Source organism: Staphylococcus condimenti (assembly GCF_001618885.1).
Taxonomy (GTDB): Bacteria; Bacillota; Bacilli; order Staphylococcales; family Staphylococcaceae; genus Staphylococcus; species Staphylococcus condimenti.
In genome coordinates, this window is sequence record NZ_CP015114.1 from 1182142 (window position 1) to 1205361 (window position 23220).

Below are 23220 nucleotides of genomic sequence, written 5' to 3' on the forward strand. Positions count from 1 at the left end.
GTCAGTTATTTTGCTTCATATGGAACTACATCTTTTCCATATTTTTTCTCAATGAAGTTTTTCATATCTTTAGATTGCAAGACTTTAATTAATTCTTGGAATTTTTATCGTTTTTATGACCCTCTTTTACTGCGAGAATATTCGCGAACGGCGATGATTTATCTTCCATAACAATCGCATCTTTAGAAGGTTTCAAACCATTGTCCATTGCGTAATTAGAGTTCATAATCACAGCTGCACCTTCTCCGCTTTTATAAGTTTTCGGTAAGAATTCTGCACCTTGTTGATTATTAAATTTCAGGTGTTTTTTATTTTCAACAATGTCATCAAATTTAGCATCTTCAATTTTGACACCTTTTTTAAGTTTCACTAAACCTTCGTTAACGAAAAATGACAAGAAGCGTCCTTCTTCGGCAGGGTTATTTGAAACATATATCGTAGAACCTTCTGGGATATCTTTAATGTCTTTATATTTTTTACTATATACACCCATTGGTGTCGTAAATACTTTGCCTACTTCTTCAATTTTGTATCCATGAGATTTTTTCTCTGCGTTTAAATAAGGTACGTGCTGGAATAAGTTAGCATCAACGTCACCTTTATCCAACAATTTATTAGGCACTTTATAATCATTGACGACTTTGATTTCTAAGTCGTACCCTTTTTTCTTCATTTCTTCTTTCGCATGCTCTAATACTTCACCGTGAGGAGCAGGAGAAGCTGCCACTGTTATTTTCTTATTCTCTGCACTATTACTTTGACCGCAAGCTGAAAGCGTAAATGCAATCACTACTAAAGTTAAGACGCTTATTAATTTTTTCATATCTATGGACACCATCCTATGTAAGAGTTCTCCAATTTAATCCACTCTTACATCACGATGAAAAAGACCTTCCCTTTAAAAAGAGAAAGTCTTAATTACTTTCTCTCATCTTTATAAGCTTTCGCTTAATGTGAATTAGCACCTTTTCGTTATACGATGGTTGCTGGGCTTCGTCGGGCACATCCCTCCGCCACTCTGGATAAGAGTTTGATTAATTGAATTATTTTTATCCTATCATTATCAATAAACACCGTCAATTAAATTTTTAATTTTTCTGAAAAATAAAAGTGAATAATAAAGCTGAAACAATCTATGTTTCAAGCCTTATTATCAACCTTTTTGAGTTTATTTTTTTCTCTAATCGTTTTCTCAACAAATATAATAAATATTCCTAATAACATGACAGCAATCGACATGTATAATGGAAATTCAAAATTAAAATCATACAAGATTCCTGCAACTAAAGGTCCAATAAAGTTACCCATGCTGGTAAAAGTCGAGTTCAACCCACCAGCCAAACCTTGTCGGTTTCCTGCAATGTTTGAAAAATAATTAGTGACTGCTGGGCGGATCATATCAAAACCGATAAATACAATAAAGCTGATAAGCATGATAGACCAATAACTATGTGCAATAATTAAAAAGAATAAGACTAAAGCTGAATAAAATAATGCGAGTTGTATGAATGTCAATTCTTTAAAGTATTTCATAAATTTATCAAATAAAAAGATTTGGAAAACAGCACCTAAAATTCCGCCTCCAGTGATTGAAATTGAAATATCTTTAGGTGTATAGTGCGCTTTATCTGCTGTATAAAGCGGGAATAATGTTTCAAACGCTGATAGACCAAAAGCTAATACAAAAGTAATAATCACTGGTGTGATAAAAGCTTTAACATTGATTTTAGCCAATTCTTGCGGTTCAAAGTGAGTAAAACCATCTGTTGTTTGACGTTTTGCACCATGTATAAAAAAGATCGAACAAATGAAAGCTGCAATACCTAAAGTTCCTGCAAAATAGAACGGTAAACGGTGTGAAAACTCTGCCATAAAACCGCCAAGTCCGGGGCCTAATATGAATCCTGAGTTAATAATGGCTGACATATATCCGAAGTTCTTCGCTTTATCTTTAGCAGGAGAAATATCCGCAATCATTCCAGTAACCCCCGGCATTACCATACCTGCACTGAAACCGCCGATAATTCTTGAAATAATTAATAAAGTATAATTGCTGCTCATTGCAAAAATAAATTCCGAAACGGAAAAAAGAACGAGCCCAATACAAATAATTAATTTTTTACCTAATTTATCTGCTAAGTTACCACCAAATGGCGAAATAACCATTTGGGCCAATGCAAAGGCCGCAACAAGAATTCCTAAATCACTTCCATTTAAACCAAGATCTTTTAAATATACTGGTAATACTGGTACAACTAATCCGATACCTAAGAAAACAAGAAATATATTAAAATATAATGTGATTAATTGCTTACTCATGATGTCCTCCTTTATTGCTTATTTGCACCTAAATTTTTAATGACTACCCATTATACACCATAGTCTCCCTAACGCTCAATAGATACATTTTATAGCAATATTGCAATTTCTTGTGTTATTCCCTAAATTAAAAATTCAAAATCCATCACTTTTATATAACACTTTAGTTAGGTATTTACTGTCCTTTTAAATTGATATCATGTTCAAAACTCTGTAACATAAACAAATAAGTCTGAATGATCCAAATTACAATATGACTAATATAAATTTAAAATTATTCGTTACGATCGTAGAAAGAAGGCATCAATTATGCAATCTCGCTATATTGCTAGAATACTCTTTGTGCTGTTATTATTATTAACTTTTCCTTTAAATCATTTTTATGGTTTTATGGCACTGAATCTCTTTTTAGCATATATACCTTTTGAATTAGCACTACTGCTTCCATTATTTTTACCTAAAAGAACATTTGAATGGCCATTATTTATTGTATTCACTGTAATCTTTATCTTGATACTTCCAAATACGTTCTATATGGTTACAGATCTCATTCATATCAATCAATTTGGTTTCAACATTTATAATGGTGCACGTCCAACGGAATGGATGTATTTTACATTCTTAGTATCAGGTGTTCTATTTGCACTTTATTTATATGCACTTATTTATATGAAACTGCTGCATTTAACAGATAAACCCGTGTTTAATTACCTCATTGTAATCATCTTGGTTTTCACAAATAGTTTAGGCATTTTCATGGGCCGATTTTTACGCTTGCACACAGTCTATTTAGTCAACCAGCCCTTATCCATCTTCCGTGATGTGATGACTTTGCTTGATACTCGAGGTGTATTCTTTATCTTTTTGATGACAGTATTACAATTCCTATTCTTGATCTTAATTAAAGGAGTGCGCATGGTAAAATGACAGTCTATCTAGGAATTTTTTTAGCCATTATCGTTTTATTTCAAATGATTATCGGACATCTTATCCGTAAAATTGGTTTTTCATATCCAGTCAGTATCGGTCTTATGTTGTTGCCTCTAGGAATAGGGTTGTTTTTACTGCAAATCACTTATTATGAACAACATTATCCGAAATGGGAAGTTCCAATTGGTGTAAAACTACGGTTAAAATATATGTATTTACTGACTTTCTTTGAATATATAGCGTTATATGTTTGCTTTTTTGTTTTTTAAACAATACAGCGCACAGACTAGTTTTTTTAACTGTCTGTGCGCTTCTTATATTACTAAAAATTAATATTTATTATTTTACCGAACTTCACTTTTTAAATAAGTCCCAACCATTTCCAATACGTCATACTGAAAATAACAATAAGAATATAACCTACAATAGTTAATGGAACACCAGATTTTAAGAAGTCTTTAACTGTAAATGTACCTGTACCATATGCAAGCATATTTTGCGGTGCACTTACTGGCAACAAGAATCCGAAACTAATAACGAATTGTTGAATAAGCACAAATCCGATACTTTGATCGCCTAGATGCAAAGTTGTTGTTAATGAAATAAAGACTGGAATCAATGCTGATGATAAACTTGTTGCACTCGCAAATCCTAAATGAATTAGGATATTGAATAATGTAATAAGTGCGATAGTGGCTACTAACGGCATGTGTTGCAAGCCCATCAAGCCGAATGTTTTATCACTCAACCACTGCGCTCCGCCAGTATTTAACAATACATTACCCAGTGAAATACCAATTCCAAAGACAATAATTGTTCCCCATGGAATCTTATTTTCTACTTCTTTCCATGTCATTACACCAATTTTCGGCATCAACATAACAGCCATTGCTACAAGTGTGATAGAAGATGAATCGATTGGATGTAAGATTTTTTCAGTTGACCAAAAGAATAACAATAACACTGAAATTGCGATTAAACGCCATTCGCGCGAAGTAATCGGACCAAGTTTATCCAATTCTTGACGGATAAGCTGTTTACCGCCTTCAATTTCTTTATGTTCTGGCGGCATGACTTTCAACATAATAAAGTATAATGCAATCGACATAAGTACGGACCATGGCGCTGCATATAAAAACCATTGTCCCCAAGAAACATCCTGTCCGAAACTTTGGTTGATAAAGTTGATTGCTACTATATTTTGAGCTGCTGCTGTTTTGATTCCTACATTCCAAATAGACACTGCTTGAACTGCTGTAATAATTAATAGACCTGCAAGCTTACTTTCTTTTGAAGCTTTGAATGCTGCAATCATACCCAACAGAATTGGCACAACCGCTCCTGCACGTGCTGTTGCTGACGGTACAAAGAAAGCAAGTACAATAGATACTAAAATAGCCCCGATTACAATACGATTTGTTTTATTACCCACGATAGATAAAACAAGTAATGCAAGACGTTTATGCAGATTTGTCACTTGCATTGCTGCTGCTAAGAATAAAGCTGCTGCCACAAGTACTAATGCTGGTGTAGCAAAACCGCTAAATGCTAATTTCAAAGCGTTAGAAGTTCCAAACATATCACTACCATGCAGCACTGCCCCGTTTGCTTTTGGATTACCTAATTTTTCAGCAAGGTTTTGTACTGGACTAAATCCAAGCAGTAAAATCATTAATGCTGCAATCATTGTAGATGAAACAGGATAAGATACCGCTTCGGTCACCCACATAATAACTGCGAAAGCGAGAATTGCCAATGAAACTTTAGCCATCACTGGTATGCTATTGCCTGTCGGTATCAACATAATTGCAATAAGCACAACAAAACTAATTACAATCCACAACGGTTTTACTTTCTTATTTTTCTTTTCTTTTTGTGAAGTATCTTCCTTTCTTGCCATATCAATTTCCTCCCTTAAAGCATACTGTCCGTCTTTAAAACGAAAAACAGTTTTATCTGGTGTTTTACAAAAGAACAAGCCACTTTTACAGGTGTTTCACAATACTGTTTCCTTCTTTAGCAATACACCTTTTTCAACTTTATTATAGCAATAATGCGTTTACATAGATGTATTTCTCAGGAATTTGTTAAAAAATTCACATTTTATTCAAAATTAGTTCAGCAAGTACTTGAAAAAGCAAAAAGCGAGCTTTAAATAAGCTCGCTTAAATCACTTCATATCACAATTATTTATTTTTCAACGCAGATTTAACATCTTCAACTGCATCAGCTGAATCACGCAGTTGTTGCTCTTCTTCATCTGACAACTCGATCTCTACCACTTTTTCAACACCATTAGCACCTAAAATTGTTGGCACCCCTAAGCAAATATCTTTAAATCCATATTCACCATCTAAATAAGTAATGGCAGGCACTAAACGTCTCTCATCATTTAAAATCGCTGCAGCCATTTCATAAATTGCTGCGGCTGGCGCATAATACGCTGAACCATTCCCTAACAACCCAACAATTTCTGCACCACCTTTACGCGTGCGTTCAACGATTGCGTCAATTTTATCTCGTACTAACAATTCTCTTAATGGCACGCCTCCAACCATTGTTGTGCTTAATAGCGGTACCATTGTATCACCATGACCGCCAAGTACTAATCCTGTTACATCTGTTTGGGCTACATTCAATGCTTCTGATACAAATGTACGATAACGTGCTGTGTCTAAAACACCTGATTGGCCAAGTACACGTTCTTTTGGAAAACCTGACAATTTATATACTGCATATGTCATTGCATCTACTGGATTTGTTAAAACGATAATTTTACTTTCTGGTGCATACTTCTTAATACCTTCTGTCACTTGTGCCATTACATTTTCATTAATTTGAATCAAATCATCACGGCTCATACCAGGTTTACGTGCTGCTCCTGCTGTAATTACAACAATATCCGCACCTGCAATATCCTGATAATCAGAAGTGCCCAAAACATTCCCGTTAAATCCTAAAATCGGACCGCTTTCTTTAATATCTAGTGCCTTCCCACTTGCCGGCTTCTCATTTTTCGGAGTTTCCAACAGCACCACATCTGCTAATGTACGTTCTGCAATAATAAAAGCTAACGTTGAACCTGTATGTCCTCCTCCGATAATTGCAATTTTATTTTTAGCCATCTTTTCTTCCCCCTTAGTGTGTAACACGCTACGTACCTCTTTCAATTCAAGCATAGCAAATTAAAGAAAACGCTTCCACTAATTTTGGAATTTTGCAAAAAAGAAAGATTTAATTTAACTTTTATTTAAAAACCAAAAAGACTTGAACCCATTAATTTATGTTCAAGTCGCTTATTTATTATCTGATTTTTTTCGTTTCCACCATTTCCAAATTAAGAAAATCACGGCAATAACTAAGATAATGATAAAAAACTTAGAATAATAGTCGATATATTGTAAAACAGAATGCCAATGATTGCCAACTGCTTTGCCAAGATAAATCATAATACCGTTCCAAATTAATGCACCCGCTGCACTATAGGTAACAAATGTCCAAAATGACATATGCGTCATTCCAGCTGGTAAAGAAATTAAACAGCGCAGGACAGGTATGAAACGACAAAAGAACACAGTCCAATGTCCATATTTATCAAACCAGTGTACTGTCCGATCAATATCTGTCTCTTTTATATAAACGTACTTCCCATACTTTTCAGTAAAATGATAAATACGTTTTTTACCAATCCAAGCACCTAAGCCGTATAATAAAATTGCTCCCGCCACAGAACCTGTCGTAGCAGAAAGCACAACACCAATAAATGATAATTTATGTTCACCCGCTAAAAATCCTCCAAAAGTTAAAACAATTTCAGAAGGAATCGGAGGAAATAAATTCTCTAAAAAAATGAGCAATGCAACACCTAGATATCCAAATTGTTCCATCACATGGGTTAACCATTGGTTCAAAAACTTCACCTCAATTCTTTAATATAAAAAATACACCCTAGCAATACAACTCAGGTGTAAATTTCTTTTCTAATTCTACTGTTTAATTATATCGCGCAGAAAAATGTGCTGTTGCAGAAATGCCGAATATCAATCCAACAAATATCGTCAATATCAACAATAAAATCATTGTACGATGATAGTGTTTGATAAACGCAACAAACAATAATACTGCATTATAAATTAAGAAAATACCGAAAAGGGCAAGCACAACAGTCGGCTGTGCAAAAATCGTTGTAAATATAAATACGATAATAGCAAAGATAATATATGGTAACACGACAAAGTTGCGTTCAAACTTTATACGTTGACGTGCTTTTTCATCTGGATTCATTTCTTTTTTACTCCTTCAAACTTAAATATATTTATGGGATATCTTGCCCTAATACTGCGACATAAATATCAAACCATTCTTGATCACTTAATTCTATTTCTAAACCTTTAACCGCATCTTGCATATGTTCAATCTGACCTGTTCCCATAATCGGCATAATCGTTGCTGGATGTTTAGCAAGCCATGCAGTTACAACTGACGTTGGTGCAACATTATTTTTATATGCAATCGGGCTGATGATAGACATTACACGTTTGGCTTTGTCATCATTTAAATTTAACAGTTTACCGCCTGCCAACGGACTCCACCCCATAATTTTAACACCATCTTGATACATATGATCAATTGTACCATCATACATCGGTTCAGCATGATACGGTGATACTTGAAGTTGATTCACTGCAATATGCAATTTGTGAGATTTAATATCGGAATTCAATAAGTCATATTGCGTGTTAGAAAAATTAGACACGCCAAAAGATTTAATTTTCCCTTGTTCTACCAGTATATCTAAAGCAGTTCGAACTTCATCGGGGTTCATTAATGGTGATGGACGATGTAAGAGTAAAGTATCTAGATAATCTGTACCTAACGCTTTTAAAGAGCGGTCTACGGCACCTACAATATGTGATTTGCTTAAATCATAACGATGTCCGTCAAATAATTCTAAACGATCTGTTGGCAAAATGATGCCGCATTTAGAAATCAACTGGATTTCTCGCGTAGTTCTGGTGAGAGCGCTAAAGCTTTGCCGAACAAAGCTTCACAAGAATAATCTCCATAAATATCTGCGTGATCCATAGTGGTTACTCCTAATTCTACGAGTTCATGGATAAAACGATTCAATTCTTGTGTTGATTTTTGCCAATCTTTGGTTCTCCAAAATCCTTGTATAATCCGTGAATAGTCTACGTTATGATTGATTTGTACTCTTTCCATTTCACCGTCACCTTTCTCACACTTAATTTTAAAAAAATAAGCTGAATCGCTTGCTATATTCACCTAAGAAGTTCACTATAATAGAGTAGATTATCGACACAATTGCAAATTTTGTTGATTATTATTAGTTCTATACCTTACAAAACGTTGTATCTATTATAGTTTTACTTTTACTTACTCGTCAATTTTCAAGTGAATTGCAGAGCATCTAACTGGTTTCGCAAACGTTCTTTATCAAGGTTTTCACCAATCAATACAACCGTATTGATTTTGTTCCCTTGAATAGGTTCATAATCAGGCATTCCGTATGCAAATTGAAATAAATAGGTTGTTTCAGGCATGTCTTTAAAACGAACATATCCTTTTAAGCGGTATACATTTTCAGGTAAGCGTAATATAAATTGATAAAACATTTGTCTATCAATAGGTGCCGTGAAAGTATACGCTATCGAACTGATTCCATGATGATGCAAATGCGAATGGGAATGCGGTTGATCTGATGAATGATTTTGTTTCAACCTGTCAAAATCAACTTGACCGTATGTTGTTGAAAGTATAATTCCATGAGGATTCAAAGCTTTCAACTGTGATTTTACTTCATTTTGTTCATCATCACTGATTAAATCTATTTTGTTCACAATAATGTCATGACTTACTTCAATTTGTTCTTCCATCAATTGTTGTGTGGAAGCAGAGTATTCATGGCGTTGTAAAAATCTCGGAGTGTCTACAAGCCCGATTACTAGAGGCGGATTGACATGATTAGCTAAAACAGGGTCAAAACAGGCTTCAATGAGTTGAAGTGGGTGGGCAATGCCTGTAGCTTCAATTATGACATGTTGTGCTTGATTTTGATTGATTAAGGTAGAAAGTTGTGCAACTAAATCCTGCGATAAATCGCAGCAAACACAACCGTTCTGTAGGGAAATAGTTTGAATAACAGGCTCTAGAATTTGGCTGTCTACATCAAAATCGCCAAATTCATTCATGATGACTGCAATTTTCTCATCTCTTTTTAATAATTCCTCAGTATAATGTTTGAGGAAAGACGTTTTACCACTGCCTAGAAAACCTGTTACAATACAAATAGATAATTTACTGTTATTATTTCTTTCCATTTTTAACACTCATTTCTAAAGTTCTTGAAGGTACAATGAATAATGGATGTATTATATTATGATACAACTTGATTTAATGCAAGGTATCTTTTAAAATTTATACATGCTTTAATTTTAACATGGCTTGTAAGCAATAGACAAAATGGCATTTTCATGCTATTATCTTTGTCCTTGCTCAATTATTCAACTAAGACGGAACAAATTCCGAACACAGAAAAATACGGATAGAATGTCTGGAGGAGAACTCAATGTCTGAACAACTTAATTTAGGCGGGCGTCTATGCTTTAGTTTGTACAATGCTCAAAGACAAGTAAATCGCTACTACTCTAATAAAGTTTTTAAAAAGTACAAATTAACTTACCCGCAATTTTTAGTATTAACAATTTTATGGGAAGATTCACCTGTAAATGTTAAGAAAGTAGTAACTGAACTAGCTCTTGATACTGGTACTGTTTCACCTCTATTAAAAAGAATGGAACAAGTTGATCTTATTAAAAGAGAACGTTCTGAAGTGGATCAACGTGAAGTATTTATTCATTTAACAGAAAAAAGTGAAGCAATTAAACCTGAACTTGGTCAAGCTTGCAATCAATTAGCTGATATCTCAGGTTTATCTGAAAGTGAAGAAAAAGAATTAAATCGTTTACTTGATAAATTAATCGACTCACTTGCTAAAGAAAATGCATAAATTTTAATGCTATCAAAATTAAAGTGATAATTTCATTTGTCACTTTTAAAATAGAGCTTAAGCGTAGGAAAGACAAATTCTAAATTAGGATTTGTCTTTTTTTATTACAAAAAAGAACTTCCCAAATGGAAAGTTCTTACAATTATTTATTCAGTGTTACCATATCATAGAGATAACCTTCTTGCTGCATTAAATGGTGATAACTATCTATTTCTACAAGTTCTCCTTCAATCATTACTGCAATACGATCAAATTTTGGAAGTAGTTCTAAATCGTGTGTCGCAACAATTAGTGTTTCACTTTGTTCAAAAATACGCAGCATCATACGTTCAGAGTTATCCCAATCAAGCGAACGTGTAGGTTCATCTAATAACCAAATAGGTGCTTCTTTTAAGAATAAACGTGCTAAACATAAACGTTGTAATTCTCCGCCAGACAATCCGGCGCCTGTTAAAGTAATTTCATAATCTAATTCCACATGTTCTAAACCTAAATCATCTAAAACTTGCCGCAATTTATTATCATCAGCATCTGACAATAAGTTATCTCTGACGGTACCATCAAATAATTGTTGATGCTGCAACATCACATTAAAGTTTTCTGCTTTTTCTGCTTCTGTTAGTTCAAAAATAGTTTGTCCATTTAATAACGCGGATCCTGTTTCAGTTTGATATAGACCCGCTATGACTTGCATCAATGTACTTTTACCAGAGCCAGATGGTCCAATGATTGCTAAACGTTCACCTTTTTTCACATGTAAGTTTATTTGTTTCAAAACGTTCCCTACTTGATTCCAATATTTGAAGTCAACATTTTCAACATCTATTAATTCATGTTTTATATTTGAGTTGTTTTTCAAGCCACTGTGTGAATATATGGATGAATCTGGAACATCATTTAAAACTTCACTAATGTTTATAATTGCTTGATCAGTATCTGCTTTGAAATAAGCTACATTGCTCATGGGTACCGCTTGTTCGAATAATGTTAATAACATCAATACAATACTAGTAAGATAGATAACATCCATATTACCACTTTGAACTTGAATTATTCCTAGCCACACACATAAAAATAGCGAAATCATCGATACTGCATCTAATGCAAAATCATAAAGTGTTAAAAAACGTTGTTCACTGCGTTGACGCTTACTGTAACTAATCAAACGGTGCATTAAACCTTTACGATAACTCTCTGCTTGATGGAAACGCTGCAACTCTCCATAACCTTCTTTATAGTCAAAATATCGGCTGAGAAATTGACTTTCATCTTCAGTGACACGTTCGCTTAATACACGTGCACGTTTGGCGCTTAACCATGGTAAGATGCCTAAAGAAACTGCCATACTGAAAAACAATAAAAGTGCATGTGCAAATGAAAATTCCCAAAGCGCTATAACTGTAATCAAAGCAGTGATTCCAATCACTACAGGCGGATAATATACGCGAAGGTAAATATTCTGCAAAGCTTCTACACTTGAAACCATTCGTGAAATTAAGTCACTTGATTTAAATTTCCGGTAAATATCAGGTACTACTTTTGTCAGACCTGAGAAAAATTGAACACGTACATCTCTTAGCATTGTAAAGGTTGTACGATGTGAAAACAGACGTTCAAAGTAACGTGCGAGTGCTCGAATAAACCCGAACATTTTCACAAGCACAACAAGTATAATTAATGCAACAAGCGGTGCATTTTGAGCAGCTTGGGAAATCATCAAACCACTTAAAAAGAACATTCCGATAGCAACAAGTGCGCCAATAACTCCTACTATAATCGCAAATAGCAAGTCTTTATCTAATTTAAATTGTATTGGTCGTTTCTTCATGAGTCCTCACGTCCTTTACGCATGCCTATTGAAATGTCTCGGTCATCCGTTTCAATACGACCTTGTTTCATATAAATTCTGCGATCAGCAGCACGTATTGTACTTTGACGGTGTGCAATCATGATAACCGTCCGTGTGTCAAAATATTCTTTTAATGCTGTTTGAATAATTCGTTCAGTCCAAACATCAAGGCCCGTAGCCGGTTCATCAAATACAACAACTTCTGGACGGTCTAAGAGAACACGTGATAATTCAATACGTCTCATTTGTCCTCCAGATAACATTTCTCCGCCTTCTCCAATGGCTGTATCTAACCCTTGCGGCAGTGATTCTATTTTATCCATTAGACCTACGGCTTCGATTACTTTCATAATCTCATGATCTGGAACATCTTTAAACATCGCCACATTATCACGAATACTTGCATTAAAAATATAAGGCTGTTGACTTAAAACGCCTAATTTTAAATTCTCTTTATTAAAAGAAACTGTACCTTTAGAAGGTTGGCGTATTTGCAAAATTAATTGAGAAAGTGTTGTCTTTCCTGCCCCGCTGGGTCCTACCAAAGCAATATGGTCTCCTTTATGAATATCTAAAGTTACCTTATCTACCGCAAGACGTTCAGTATTAGGGTAATGATAAGACACCTGGTCTAAATGAATTTGAGCATCTTGAGCTGCATTGACTGAATAACGTGTTGTTCCAATGTTGTTTTGGTCAGTATCCAACATGTCAAAAACAACATCAGCTGCCCCTTCACTTTGTTTACCAGTATGGAATGCTTGTCCTAAATCTTTTATCGAATTATAAAATTCAGGCGCTAAAATAATAGCAATAGCAGCAGTTTGAAAGTTGATGTTATGAAATAAGACAAGCCCTAGGCCTGCTTCGAGGGCTACTAAACCGATTCCGAGCAAGCTGATGAATTCCAGCATCAGACCTGATAGAAATGCGCTGCGCAAAATTTTCATTGTTTTATCACGAAACTTAGTACTTTCCTGATAAATCGTTGTTTCAGCCTGTTTTGAACGATTAAAAAGTTTCAAAGTAATTAAACCTTGTGCTAAATTCAAAAAGCGTTGGCTGAATTGCGTTAAATAAGTCATTTGATCTTTTGACTCATCACGTGTTTTTAATCCGAATAGAATATAAAAAACAGGAATAAATGGAGCAGTGACCATCATAATAAGTGCCGTATTCAAATGAATAAAACACATCGCAATAATAATAAACAGCGGAATCATAACTGCTTTAAAAACTTGCGGCAAGTAATCTTGATAAAACGGTGCAATACCATCAATACTTTCAGTAATGACACTCATTTGTTCACCAATCGGCTGATCAGCATTTTGTGCAACCGCACGCTTTCGCAGATTTGTTTTTACTTTATAAGCGAGTTGTGACCCTAGCAATTGATTAGACATATTGAGTACAGCACGTAAAATAAGAATGACTAATAAAATTCCTAGAATAGCCGTTAAGGAAATACTGCTTTGTGCTTTCGTCAACATGATATTTAATACTTTCGCGATTGTGACATTTTGAGCTACAACAACAATAGCGAGTAAAGCACATACAAATGCCATCAAAATAGGATATGATATGTACTTTTGAATATAACGCGTTAAATTCTTCATATAAATTCACCTTGTATCTTTTTATCAGGTTCAAAATACACAACAAAGGCGGAACACGTATGTGTTATATGCATACTTGTTCCACCCACTGTGTTTTTTAATCTTATTTTAGAAGTTCGGACGATGGTGCTGTCCTTTTTGTGTCAAAAATGTCTTACTCTTAACTTAAAACATGCGTTGTATAATTTCAATTTATTCGACTTGAAAAGCTTAAAATAATGCGTTGTTTACTTCTTTATATTTTCTGCAAAATGTATTTATTTAAAATTCATGTGTGTGCAATTATATTAAATTCACCCCACGTACATCTTAAGACCTATCTTTTTACATTATTCTAATATTAGTAGCACAAATATTTTTTATTATGCTATCATAAAAGTTGTTTCAACATGTGCTTACATAATAAATCAAAATCTGAATATCATTTAGAAATAAGGAAGGTACGCTATGTTATTGTTAGAATTATTAAAAGCGTTGATTCTAGGAATTGTTGAAGGATTGACGGAATTTGCGCCAGTATCTTCTACGGGTCATATGATCTTAGTGGATGATATGTGGCTGAAATCCCCTGAGTTTCTGGGATCACAGTCAGCGTTTACGTTTAAAATTGTCATACAGTTAGGTTCCGTATTTGCAGCTGCTTGGGTGTTTAGAAAACGTTATTTCGAAATGCTGTACATAGGAAAATATCAGCCCGCTGCTACAGAAACTGAATCAGTTAATAGTGAAATCGGCAAACGTGCTAAACCGAAACGTTTAACATTGTGGCATGTACTTGTAGGTATGATTCCTGCCGGTATTTTAGGATTACTTTTTGATGATGTGATTGAAAAATACTTATTTAGTGTACCGACAGTAATGATTGGATTATTACTAGGTGCATTTTACATGATTTTCGCTCAAAAATTCAGCGAACGCTATGCACACCGTGAAAATATTGACCAAATTACATTCTTCCAAGCTTTTGTTATCGGTTTATCACAAGCTGTAGCAATGTGGCCTGGTTTCAGTCGTTCTGGTTCAACTATTTCAACAGGTGTATTAATGAAAATGAATTATAAGGCTGCTTCAGACTTTACGTTCATTATGGCAGTTCCGATTATGCTTGCGGCAAGTGGTTTATCATTAATAAAACACATCGGATATATTCATTTAAATCATATTCCATTTTACATCATCGGATTTTTAGCAGCATTTATATTTGGATTACTTTCAATCCGTCTGTTCTTAAACTTGATTAATCGTGTTAAATTGGTACCATTTGCGATTTATCGAATTATTTTAGTTATCTTTATCGCAATCCTTTACTTCGGATTCGGTATTGGAAAAGGAATTTAAAATTATAGTATCTCTAAGACATCGATTCATTTCGATGTCTTTTATTTTTATATTAAAACGTCTGCCTTTCCGCTCCAAAGACGTATATCAGCATGGTTTAAGGCTTTAATGATATACTGAATATATCGTTTAATACAAAGAGTGACAGGGTATTTAAAAGTTATACACTAACAACAAATGGAGGACACTACAATGGAGAAGAAGAGATTAATTAGAACTTTAATTACGGTTTTACCAGTTATTCTTGTACCTTTAATCGTAGAACGAAAACGCATCAAGGATCACCCTGATGTACAGAAGGTAAATGATAAGACTGCTGATTTAAGACAAAACGTATCTGACAAATCATCTCAACTAGCAAGCGGTATATCTAATAAATCTTCTCAAGCTGCGTCTGCGGTTTCAAATAAATCTTCTGAATTTGCACAATATGTTGGCGATAAGAAGGAAGAATTTGAAGAAAAACGCCAAGCAAAAAAAGAAGCAAAAGAAAATGATCCGGAGCGCATTAAAGCAAAAGGTGAAAAATTAGAGAAGAAAAATCGCAAAGAAGCTGAAAAAATGGCGAAAAAGTTGGATAAAAACATAGAAAAACGCCATAAAGAAGAAGAAAAAGATGATGAAAAAACACGTAAACGTTTAGTTAAAGAAATGAAAGATGCACAAAAATATCAAGAAAAAGTAGGTCTTGTTCCTGGCGGTGCTTCTGATAAACAAGTTGCCAACAAAGGTGAAGAACTTGAACAAGAAAATAAAGATGAAGCATACGATATGAACCGTATCTTGGAAGACCGCATCGAGCAGCGTTTGAAAAAAGAAGAAGAAGCGCGACGTGCTAACCAAGAGGAACGCATCAAAGAAATCCAAAAATATGAAAAGAAGCCGAATCTTTAAATGACTCGGGTGATGATTGATGGTGATGCTTGTCCTGTTACAGATTCAGTAATTCGACTGACTGAAGGGACAGGCATTTTTGTTGTGTTAATAAGAAGCTATTCACATTTCTCGATGCAAGATTATCCTTCTCACGTAACAGTAAAGTATGTAGATGACGGTCCAGATATGGTAGATTATAAAATCGTACAATTGACAAATCCATCAGATATTGTCATTACACAAGACTATGGTTTAGCAAGTCTGCTCATCGGCAAAGCACGTGTGGTTATGCATCATAATGGAATGATATATACTGAAAATAACATGGGACGCTTGTTAGAACAACGTTATCAACATGCACAAGCACGCCAACAAGGTGAACGTCATAAAGGCCCTCGTCGATTCACTGAAGAAGCACGCACAAAATTCGAACAAAAATTCCAGTATGTAATTAATGAAATTACTTCATGAAGTATGGAGATGGTAAAAAATGAGTTTAAAAAGAATTGCCGTATATTGCGGCGCAAGTAAAGGTAAAGATTCTATCTACATGGAACGCGGTTACGAACTTGGTAAATACATGGCAGAACATGGATATGAATTAATATTCGGTGCCGGTTCTGTAGGTATTATGGGGGCAATTCAGAATGGCATTTTAGACCATGGAGGCTCAGCAACTGGAGTCATGCCGCGCAGTTTAGATGATAAAGAAATTACAAGTCAACGTCTCACTGACCTCGTTTTGGTAGATTCATTGCATGGTCGTAAAGCAAAAATGTCCGAACTTGCAGATGCTTTCATACTAGCTCCTGGAGGCGCAGGATCATTAGAAGAATTTTTCGAAACATACAGTTGGGCTCAAATCGGTATTCATGATAAACCTATGGCAGTTTTTAATATCAATAACTTCTTTATACCGCTTCAAACTATGCTTGATGATATGATTGATGCAGGTTTCATCGATGCTAAATATCGCGCATTAGCGCCATTATATGATGATTTAGATGCTTTATTCGAAAGCTTGGAAAATTATACATCAGTAGGCACGCGCAGCTACGATTGATTAAACTTGAATATAGTATATATCGTGTCTTTAAATGTTATTAAAAGAGGAAGCAGTCCTGTCCAAGATTGCTTCCTCTTTATTCATTCAATCGTTTATGATATCGAACTTGTGGGCGTAATGGATGAATTTCAGACACCCCAGGCAATTCAAATGTATCCATTAATGACATGCCTATTTTTTCCATCACACGTCTTGAAGCAGCGTTAGATTCAGCTGCGATACTATATACATCTTTCAAGCCTTTTTCAGTTGCATAATCTAAAACTGCTTTTGCACCCTCAGTTGCAATTCCGTTATCCCACACTTCTGGGATAAGTCGCCAGCCTATTTCATAAAAAGGCAACTCTGGAAAATCATATTGACTGTTTGTTGGAATATAATTCAGACCTATAAAACCGATCCATTCTCCGCTTTCTTTCAACTCAACTGCAAATAAACCGATGCTATCTTGTTCAAGATTTTTTTGCATCGCTTGCATATCCAGTTCAGAACGACGATAACTCAATATACTCGGGAAAAAACGACGCACTTGTCGATTAGCATTCATTTTTTGAAATGGTAATAAATCTTTTTCTTCCCAATCTCTTAATTTTAATCGTTCTGTTTCTATATATACGCTCATTGATTCCACCTCATACACCAAATAAATCTCAAATACTTTGCGTAAATTCCTATAGAAAAAGCACTGAAAGTAAGGTTTGATTTCTTAATTATTAATATCTACCTTACTCGCAAGCGCCTTTATTTCTTTTACTTATTCGATTGTCGGCACTGACTTTCAGATTAACTCTGAAATTATTCTACCCTCTTCAAGTAGAGTACGTTTGTAATTACCTTTTATCTATTTAAGATTTATGCTTGCGGTAATTTTGAACGTGTAATATAAGTAATTAACTGAATCGTAACTTGGACATCATTCAAACGCTCACGTTCACTTTTTAATGCTGTGAATGTCACATCAACAAAGTCACCAAGATGATTCAGTTTATATGTAGCTTGGAATGTATCCGTGTCGGACTCAAAGTTTGGTTTTTGTGCAACGATACGTTTAATTTGCCCAGTAGGTTGTTCTAATTGGTATCCTGAAATTTTTTCAATTGCTTCGCTGACTTGTTTTAAAGTCATTTTCTTACCTTCTAATTCATGAAATTCTGGTTCATACATGGTATCGACTCCTTTTAATTTTTCCGCATTTTCTATTATATATTTCTTACCCTTGTGTGTTTCATACAAAACTAGTGGGAAGTATTGTCAGTTTTCTTATCTGCTGCAGTTCCAGATGTCTTATCTTTTGTTGTAGTTGAAGCTGCTTGATTGTCTTTTGTTGGTTTATCTTTTGCTGCTTGATTTTGATCTGATGATTTTTCAGGTTTATTTTGAGTATTTTCAGATGTTGATTCTTTTTTGTCATCTTCCTTACTTTTTTCATCTGATTTTTGTTTGACGCTTTCAGAAGCCACTTTTTCTTTCACTTCATCTTGAAGTTTATCTACACGTTCTTGTGTGCTCTTTTCTTGCTTTTGAAGTTTATCTTTCGTGGCTTTTAATGATTTATTTTCTTTTTGCAATTTATCAATATCTTTTTGAAGCGCTGCTTTTTCATCATTTTTAGCACAAGCACCTAAAATCAACGTAGATGCTAACAGCAACATCATTATTTTCTTCATGGTTCGGCTCCTTTGAAAAATAAAAACTAAATCATCTCTATTTTACCATTTTTCCAAGTTTGGTTCATTGATTGAAAGCAAAGTATACGGAAAGTTAGGCAATTAAACGAACATCGATTGATTTCCATGCTTAACTTAGTCATAATATTCTTTGATTGTATAATTAAAATAAAGGGGGGCGGAGTAGATGGCTAAATCAACTGAGCAGTTAATGCGAGAAAACAATGTTAAATCATTGCAACTAAATAATACAGACCGAGAAATTTTCGAAAACTACATGACTTATATACGTGCAGATTTACGTGTTAACCCGCATGACTCAGAACGTATGCTGAATCGTATTTTGAAACATTTGTTAAAAGCTGAAAATAAAGGGATGTTGGCGATGGACTTCTTCGACCATAACCCAAAAGCGCATGCAGTTCGAACGATAAAAGAATTAAAAAACGAAATGGTCCAGAATATTTTCAAATACATATGGCATCATATTCTGTTCTTACTCGGAATCTTTTGCTTTTTCAAAGGTTTTATCGGATTTTTCATCGGTGAAAAGCCGCTGTACTTATATACATTTCCGATTACTTTATTAGCAGGATTATTTATCATTTTCTTGTTTGTCTGGTGGGCATTCAAAACAGTACAAATACAAGCTTTTAATCATTCAAATTGGGTTTGGTTGCTTACTTATGCGATTATTTTTGCAATCGTGGCATTGCTCTTTTATGTCGTTTATATTCCGCAATCTTTCCTAGCTTTCGGTCCGCATATTAAAATTGCAAACTGGACTTTTATTATCATTTCATTCATTATTACACCCATTGCATTTTATGTTGATCATCACTATGTGAAAAAGGACTCAAATACTTATTTATAATAAGAGAAAAGCATATGTTTATTTTGTTTTATTAATACTATATTTATGAATATCAAAACTCCCGATAAAGTTGCACAATCCAGTGTTTGCTTTATCGGGAGTTTATTAATTCAATACCTATGTTCTACTTAAAAAATAATATCTAAAAAGAACCACAATACCATAATAATCATCACAATTGCTTGAGCTGCTGTGCTCGCCAAAAATCCTACAACTGAACCGAAACTTGCTTTTAAAGCAATCGTCGGATCTTTTCGCAGTATCAATTCAACAATAAACACGGCTACTAGCGGCACAATAATAATTCCAAATGGAGGGAAGATAAAACAACCTGCAATCACACCGATTAACGCAGTATATTCTCCAGCCTTCGAACCACCGAAACGTCGTGTAAAATATTGGCTCATCATTAAATCTGCTGCAAACACAAGGATTGTCAAGATAATCATGGATACAAAGAAAATCCAAGATAAACGTCCGTTATGAAAACCAATTTGATAAATCAGAAAACCAATCCATATCATTGGCATAGAAGGGATAATCGGTTTAATCAATCCGACAAATGCGACGACAAAACAAGCGATAATACATATCCATAAAATAGTTGCTACCATTAATTATTCTACCTCTTATTCTATAAATTTCTGCTCTTTTGTAAAGAAAATTAATATCATACCTAAGACTAAAGACGCAGCTGATACATAAAACACATTCCCTAATCCCACAAATTGACTCATAACACCGCCAAGTAAATTCCCTAAAAGTTGTCCTATAACCATTGCATTGGCAAAAAGTGTTGATGCATACCCTGGAAATGCAGGTAATATGTCTTGGAAATAACTGATTCCAATACCTAATAAAATCGCCAAGAACATTGCTAAGAAGATCTGCCCTACTAACATCATACGAACATCATCAAATACACCGATGCTGAAGAAGAATAATGCACCAGAGATAGCACCTAATATTAAAAGAGTTCGTGTTTCTAATTTTGAAGATAAAACACCTAAAATAATCATAAATGGCACTTCTAATCCTGCACATAAACTTGCTAAATAACCTACATAATCTTCACTTTCATGTAAATAGTTCGTTACAAATAACGGCATGTTCAATGTATACATCCATTGTCCGATATGTAATAAGATAAATGCTAAAAATGGAATGATTAAAGATTTTTCTTTTAACATACTCGGAGCTTTTGTTTCCACATGAGGACCTTCTTCAACCGGATGTTCTACTTTAATATCTTTAAAAAAGAAAATTTGAAGAATCAACGTGATAAGAATAACCGCTACGGTACCGCCAAATAAGCCCGCATATCCCATTGTTCTATTTAATACCGAACCAATCAAAGGTCCAAATAAAAAACCGAATGAAAACATGGAACGTAAAACAGTGTTTGCAAATTTCGCACGATTACGTGAAGAAGATTGATTAATCGCTTCTCTTGCTGAAGCATAGAGTTGCGGCATTGCAGGAGCAAAAAGACCTTGTAACATAGCGTATAAAACAATAAACAACCAAATATTATGGACATAAAAATAAATACTAAAACTCATAGCACCCATAAACAATGCGATAATAACCAGCAGTTTGCGATTTACTTTTCCATTATCAGAAAAACGTGCCACAATTGCATTCACAGAAAATTGGCTAATTGCAGCAAGTGCGAGCAATATACCAAATTGTGTGGTTGTCATACCTAATTCGTTTGTAGCAAACAAGACGAGGAATGGAATCGTAATTGCGATTGCCATACCTAAGAGCATCATGTTAACTGCAAACAATTTATAGTTCTTAATTTGCAGTAAAGCTCGAAACATACTTTAACCTCACTCAACATATTTAAATATTTGATTCTATACTATTCTAATGAATTTATCTTTGATTTGGAATAGCTGGATAGAGATTTACTAAAATTCCCCCAAAAAACACCCTGATTGTTAGATTTTAGTCCTAACAACCAAGGTGTGCCTCAACAAGAATTCATTTTTTAAATTATTCATCTTTATCTTTCAAATCATGATTTACTAGTTCTACAAAAGATTCAACTTGTGGCAACTGCAGCATACTAGAATCGTAACTTAAGTAAGTAGAACGGCCGAGTGGGTTACCTTCAATATCTACCTGTTCAAATTCAAAACGGTTTTTATCAAGACCTTTCACCATAATCTCAGGCAAGATTGTTACACCGACACCGCCAACTAGCATTTCTTTACATGTTGCAACTTGGTCAACTGAAATCATAGCATGATAATCTCGGCCTAAATTACGTCCATACCATTCTTTAATTTGGTTCATATATATTGGATCAGCTTGAAACTCGATAAAAGGCATTTCTGCAACTGTATCTCTTTTTCCTTTAGGGTAAATAAAATAATGTTTGTCATTAAATAAGTGTTCATTATTCAAATTCGTAATTTTGCTGCCACGAATTATCATAATATGGTAATCACGATGATGTGCTTTAATATGGTCACTAGAACCAACACGCACCTGAATTTCTACATTGGGATATTTATCATTATAGTGACTTAGTACTTCTGGCAACAACGTTTGCCCAATCAGTGATGAACAGCCGATAGAAATGGTGCCGTTGACTTCACCAATATGTGCTTGCATCTTATCAAAGAAAAGACGCTCCCGTTTCAACATCTCACGTGCATGCTCTATCACCATAGCACCTTCAGTTGTCGTAATCAGCTGTTTTTTCGTGCGAATAAAAATGTCCACGCCGAACGTATTTTCAATCGCCTTCAATCTTTGCGTCACAGCAGGTTGCGAAATATATAAAATTTCGGCAGCCTTACGCAATGTACGCGTTTCATCCAATGTGATTAACAAACGATAATCTTCAATCTTCACACCATTTCCTCCTACATCATTCAAATCTTGCTTCTAAAAAATAAAACCATGCAGCAATAAAGCTAACAGCATGGCCCCCATAATAAACTAATGTATCCCCGCAACTTTAAAATGCAGCATCACCGATGCATTCAACTTCGATGGTGATGTGTCGTATGTTTATCACTTAGATATTTTCGTTTGATTTTATTATAACAGTACATGATATTATCCTGCATACCCGGGAAGTCGTTATCAATTTTCATCATTAGTTGATGTGCAATGATATATGCTTCATGATATTGTTTTTTAGAAATTTGTTTTGATTCTAAAGCACGCAATAAGTCATCCTCATCAACAAGTTCATACTTTCCATTCGGCAATACAATTACATCTAAGCATAAATCAACTGTGCGCGCTTTCCCTTTTTGCGTAATATTTTTAATATTTATATCAAAATAATATTCTAGCGGATTTCCCTGTTCATCTAGCATCACTGTTATACTGTAGCGTTTTTTGTCTGGTACAATTTGCAACCATTGATAATTATCATCTGCAACGACAATTGTTTGACCGACAACATTTACTTTCAATGGTTCTTTGACCTTCTTCATTGTGATTAATCCAATGATTCCTTTGAATTTATTATTATTCACCTTAACTTCAGTATAATCTCTCTCAATCAGCCGACGCCAGTGACGTTTATCGATATACTTCACTTTCATAGTCACCAACTCCTTGACATCATTATATAAAACTGAAAGATACATGTCACTCAATGTTTGCTAATCTTAACATTTATACACAT

General features: G+C 34.5%; 23 protein-coding genes, 2 pseudogenes and 1 riboswitch. Of the genes and pseudogenes, 8 read left to right on the top strand and 17 right to left on the bottom strand.

Annotated elements, in window-relative coordinates; translation table 11 throughout:
• Positions 1–5 precede the first annotated feature (5 nt).
• A pseudogene (locus A4G25_RS05970) lies at positions 6–823 on the bottom strand (MetQ/NlpA family ABC transporter substrate-binding protein).
• A 102-nt stretch (positions 824–925) separates the two neighbouring features.
• Positions 926–1029, bottom strand: a riboswitch (SAM riboswitch).
• 111 nt (positions 1030–1140) lie between these two features.
• Positions 1141–2319 (bottom strand): multidrug efflux MFS transporter NorA, encoded by a 1179-nt coding sequence (gene norA / locus A4G25_RS05975; RefSeq protein WP_047132744.1) that lies wholly within the window; start codon positions 2317–2319, stop codon positions 1141–1143.
• A gap of 309 nt (positions 2320–2628) precedes the next feature.
• Here norA and A4G25_RS05980 point away from each other — a divergent pair, with 309 nt between their 5' ends.
• Entirely contained in the window at positions 2629–3246 is a 618-nt protein-coding gene (locus A4G25_RS05980; RefSeq protein WP_047132745.1) for a DUF1361 domain-containing protein, read from the top strand.
• Positions 3243–3518, top strand: a complete 276-nt coding sequence (locus A4G25_RS05985) for a hypothetical protein (protein ID WP_047132746.1) — start codon at positions 3243–3245, stop codon at positions 3516–3518. Before A4G25_RS05980 ends, A4G25_RS05985 begins: the two co-directional genes overlap by 4 nt.
• Before the next feature lie 92 nt (positions 3519–3610).
• Here A4G25_RS05985 and A4G25_RS05990 read toward each other — a convergent pair whose 3' ends face one another.
• The 6 genes and pseudogenes from A4G25_RS05990 to A4G25_RS06015 form a co-directional block, all read right to left on the bottom strand.
• Positions 3611–5149 carry an SLC13 family permease gene (locus A4G25_RS05990; protein WP_047132747.1) on the bottom strand — a complete coding sequence of 513 codons (1539 nt, stop codon included), beginning with the start codon at positions 5147–5149 and terminating at the stop codon, positions 3611–3613.
• A gap of 286 nt (positions 5150–5435) precedes the next feature.
• Positions 5436–6374, bottom strand: a complete 939-nt coding sequence (mdh, locus tag A4G25_RS05995; protein WP_047132748.1) for a malate dehydrogenase — start codon at positions 6372–6374, stop codon at positions 5436–5438.
• A 171-nt stretch (positions 6375–6545) separates the two neighbouring features.
• Positions 6546–7169 (bottom strand): DedA family protein, encoded by a 624-nt coding sequence (locus tag A4G25_RS06000; protein WP_103163121.1) that lies wholly within the window; start codon positions 7167–7169, stop codon positions 6546–6548.
• 73 nt (positions 7170–7242) lie between these two features.
• Entirely contained in the window at positions 7243–7533 is a 291-nt protein-coding gene (locus tag A4G25_RS06005) for a hypothetical protein (RefSeq protein ID WP_047132750.1), read from the bottom strand.
• A 31-nt stretch (positions 7534–7564) separates the two neighbouring features.
• Positions 7565–8472, bottom strand: a pseudogene (locus A4G25_RS06010) (aldo/keto reductase).
• Between the two features lie 188 nt (positions 8473–8660).
• Positions 8661–9590, bottom strand: a complete 930-nt coding sequence (locus A4G25_RS06015; RefSeq protein WP_047132751.1) for a CobW family GTP-binding protein — start codon at positions 9588–9590, stop codon at positions 8661–8663.
• Positions 9591–9838: 248 nt separating this feature from the next.
• On the opposite strand from A4G25_RS06015, the gene mgrA reads away from it, so the two are divergent.
• The gene (gene mgrA / locus A4G25_RS06020; protein ID WP_047132752.1) at positions 9839–10279 is read left to right on the top strand and encodes a global transcriptional regulator MgrA; all 441 of its coding nucleotides are present in this window, start codon (positions 9839–9841) and stop codon (positions 10277–10279) included.
• A gap of 142 nt (positions 10280–10421) precedes the next feature.
• Here the strand turns inward: mgrA and cydC are convergent, their stop codons facing one another.
• Positions 10422–12107, bottom strand: a complete 1686-nt coding sequence (cydC, locus tag A4G25_RS06025; RefSeq protein ID WP_047132753.1) for a thiol reductant ABC exporter subunit CydC — start codon at positions 12105–12107, stop codon at positions 10422–10424.
• Positions 12104–13744, bottom strand: coding sequence for an ABC transporter ATP-binding protein/permease (locus A4G25_RS06030; RefSeq protein ID WP_047132754.1), 1641 nt, complete (start codon positions 13742–13744; stop codon positions 12104–12106). Before A4G25_RS06030 ends, cydC begins: the two co-directional genes overlap by 4 nt.
• A gap of 447 nt (positions 13745–14191) precedes the next feature.
• On the opposite strand from A4G25_RS06030, the gene A4G25_RS06035 reads away from it, so the two are divergent.
• The 4 genes from A4G25_RS06035 to A4G25_RS06050 all read left to right on the top strand — a co-directional run bounded on the left by A4G25_RS06035 (position 14192) and on the right by A4G25_RS06050 (position 17021).
• Positions 14192–15082: an undecaprenyl-diphosphate phosphatase gene (locus tag A4G25_RS06035; RefSeq protein WP_047132755.1), complete on the top strand. Its 891-nt coding sequence runs from the start codon at positions 14192–14194 to the stop codon at positions 15080–15082.
• 192 nt (positions 15083–15274) lie between these two features.
• Positions 15275–15976 (top strand): hypothetical protein, encoded by a 702-nt coding sequence (locus tag A4G25_RS06040; protein WP_047132756.1) that lies wholly within the window; start codon positions 15275–15277, stop codon positions 15974–15976.
• Positions 15977–16429, top strand: a complete 453-nt coding sequence (locus A4G25_RS06045; protein ID WP_047132757.1) for a YaiI/YqxD family protein — start codon at positions 15977–15979, stop codon at positions 16427–16429.
• 19 nt (positions 16430–16448) lie between these two features.
• Positions 16449–17021, top strand: a complete 573-nt coding sequence (locus A4G25_RS06050) for an LOG family protein (protein ID WP_047132758.1) — start codon at positions 16449–16451, stop codon at positions 17019–17021.
• 79 nt (positions 17022–17100) lie between these two features.
• Here A4G25_RS06050 and A4G25_RS06055 read toward each other — a convergent pair whose 3' ends face one another.
• The 3 genes from A4G25_RS06055 to A4G25_RS06065 all read right to left on the bottom strand — a co-directional run bounded on the left by A4G25_RS06055 (position 17101) and on the right by A4G25_RS06065 (position 18691).
• The gene (locus A4G25_RS06055; RefSeq protein WP_047132759.1) at positions 17101–17646 is read right to left on the bottom strand and encodes a GNAT family N-acetyltransferase; all 546 of its coding nucleotides are present in this window, start codon (positions 17644–17646) and stop codon (positions 17101–17103) included.
• A 230-nt stretch (positions 17647–17876) separates the two neighbouring features.
• Entirely contained in the window at positions 17877–18188 is a 312-nt protein-coding gene (locus tag A4G25_RS06060) for a hypothetical protein (RefSeq protein ID WP_047132760.1), read from the bottom strand.
• A gap of 71 nt (positions 18189–18259) precedes the next feature.
• On the bottom strand, positions 18260–18691 hold the full coding sequence (locus A4G25_RS06065) for an SA0632 family lipoprotein (RefSeq protein ID WP_047132761.1): 432 nt from the start codon (positions 18689–18691) through the stop codon (positions 18260–18262).
• A 187-nt stretch (positions 18692–18878) separates the two neighbouring features.
• Between A4G25_RS06065 and A4G25_RS06070 the strand changes: the two genes are divergently transcribed.
• Entirely contained in the window at positions 18879–19565 is a 687-nt protein-coding gene (locus A4G25_RS06070; RefSeq protein WP_047132762.1) for a DUF1129 family protein, read from the top strand.
• 128 nt (positions 19566–19693) lie between these two features.
• On the opposite strand, the gene A4G25_RS06075 is transcribed toward A4G25_RS06070, so the two are convergent.
• The 4 genes from A4G25_RS06075 to A4G25_RS06090 form a co-directional block, all read right to left on the bottom strand.
• Positions 19694–20179 carry a DUF456 domain-containing protein gene (locus A4G25_RS06075; RefSeq protein ID WP_047132763.1) on the bottom strand — a complete coding sequence of 162 codons (486 nt, stop codon included), beginning with the start codon at positions 20177–20179 and terminating at the stop codon, positions 19694–19696.
• Between the two features lie 15 nt (positions 20180–20194).
• Positions 20195–21391: a sugar efflux transporter gene (locus tag A4G25_RS06080; protein ID WP_047132764.1), complete on the bottom strand. Its 1197-nt coding sequence runs from the start codon at positions 21389–21391 to the stop codon at positions 20195–20197.
• A gap of 175 nt (positions 21392–21566) precedes the next feature.
• Entirely contained in the window at positions 21567–22433 is an 867-nt protein-coding gene (locus tag A4G25_RS06085; protein ID WP_047132765.1) for a LysR family transcriptional regulator, read from the bottom strand.
• A 131-nt stretch (positions 22434–22564) separates the two neighbouring features.
• On the bottom strand, positions 22565–23137 hold the full coding sequence (locus A4G25_RS06090; RefSeq protein ID WP_046100181.1) for a ribonuclease FAU-1 family protein: 573 nt from the start codon (positions 23135–23137) through the stop codon (positions 22565–22567).
• Positions 23138–23220 lie beyond the last annotated feature (83 nt).

Excerpts from the sequence above, each read along its gene's own strand:
- A4G25_RS05980 (WP_047132745.1), top strand. The coding sequence starts at position 2,629 with ATGCAATCTCGCTATATTGCTAGAATACTCTTTGTGCTGTTATTATTA.
- A4G25_RS06035 (WP_047132755.1), top strand. The coding sequence starts at position 14,192 with ATGTTATTGTTAGAATTATTAAAAGCGTTGATTCTAGGAATTGTTGAA.
- A4G25_RS06080 (WP_047132764.1), bottom strand. The coding sequence starts at position 21,391 with ATGTTTCGAGCTTTACTGCAAATTAAGAACTATAAATTGTTTGCAGTT.
- mdh (WP_047132748.1), bottom strand. The coding sequence starts at position 6,374 with ATGGCTAAAAATAAAATTGCAATTATCGGAGGAGGACATACAGGTTCA.
- norA (WP_047132744.1), bottom strand. The coding sequence starts at position 2,319 with ATGAGTAAGCAATTAATCACATTATATTTTAATATATTTCTTGTTTTC.
- A4G25_RS05985 (WP_047132746.1), top strand. The coding sequence starts at position 3,243 with ATGACAGTCTATCTAGGAATTTTTTTAGCCATTATCGTTTTATTTCAA.
- A4G25_RS06055 (WP_047132759.1), bottom strand. The coding sequence starts at position 17,646 with ATGAGCGTATATATAGAAACAGAACGATTAAAATTAAGAGATTGGGAA.
- A4G25_RS06030 (WP_047132754.1), bottom strand. The coding sequence starts at position 13,744 with ATGAAGAATTTAACGCGTTATATTCAAAAGTACATATCATATCCTATT.
- A4G25_RS06050 (WP_047132758.1), top strand. The coding sequence starts at position 16,449 with ATGAGTTTAAAAAGAATTGCCGTATATTGCGGCGCAAGTAAAGGTAAA.
- A4G25_RS06060 (WP_047132760.1), bottom strand. The coding sequence starts at position 18,188 with ATGTATGAACCAGAATTTCATGAATTAGAAGGTAAGAAAATGACTTTA.
- A4G25_RS06065 (WP_047132761.1), bottom strand. The coding sequence starts at position 18,691 with ATGAAGAAAATAATGATGTTGCTGTTAGCATCTACGTTGATTTTAGGT.
- A4G25_RS06040 (WP_047132756.1), top strand. The coding sequence starts at position 15,275 with ATGGAGAAGAAGAGATTAATTAGAACTTTAATTACGGTTTTACCAGTT.
- A4G25_RS06070 (WP_047132762.1), top strand. The coding sequence starts at position 18,879 with ATGGCTAAATCAACTGAGCAGTTAATGCGAGAAAACAATGTTAAATCA.
- A4G25_RS06045 (WP_047132757.1), top strand. The coding sequence starts at position 15,977 with ATGACTCGGGTGATGATTGATGGTGATGCTTGTCCTGTTACAGATTCA.
- A4G25_RS05990 (WP_047132747.1), bottom strand. The coding sequence starts at position 5,149 with ATGGCAAGAAAGGAAGATACTTCACAAAAAGAAAAGAAAAATAAGAAA.
- A4G25_RS06015 (WP_047132751.1), bottom strand. The coding sequence starts at position 9,590 with ATGGAAAGAAATAATAACAGTAAATTATCTATTTGTATTGTAACAGGT.
- A4G25_RS06090 (WP_046100181.1), bottom strand. The coding sequence starts at position 23,137 with ATGAAAGTGAAGTATATCGATAAACGTCACTGGCGTCGGCTGATTGAG.
- cydC (WP_047132753.1), bottom strand. The coding sequence starts at position 12,107 with ATGAAGAAACGACCAATACAATTTAAATTAGATAAAGACTTGCTATTT.
- mgrA (WP_047132752.1), top strand. The coding sequence starts at position 9,839 with ATGTCTGAACAACTTAATTTAGGCGGGCGTCTATGCTTTAGTTTGTAC.
- A4G25_RS06005 (WP_047132750.1), bottom strand. The coding sequence starts at position 7,533 with ATGAATCCAGATGAAAAAGCACGTCAACGTATAAAGTTTGAACGCAAC.
- A4G25_RS06075 (WP_047132763.1), bottom strand. The coding sequence starts at position 20,179 with ATGGTAGCAACTATTTTATGGATATGTATTATCGCTTGTTTTGTCGTC.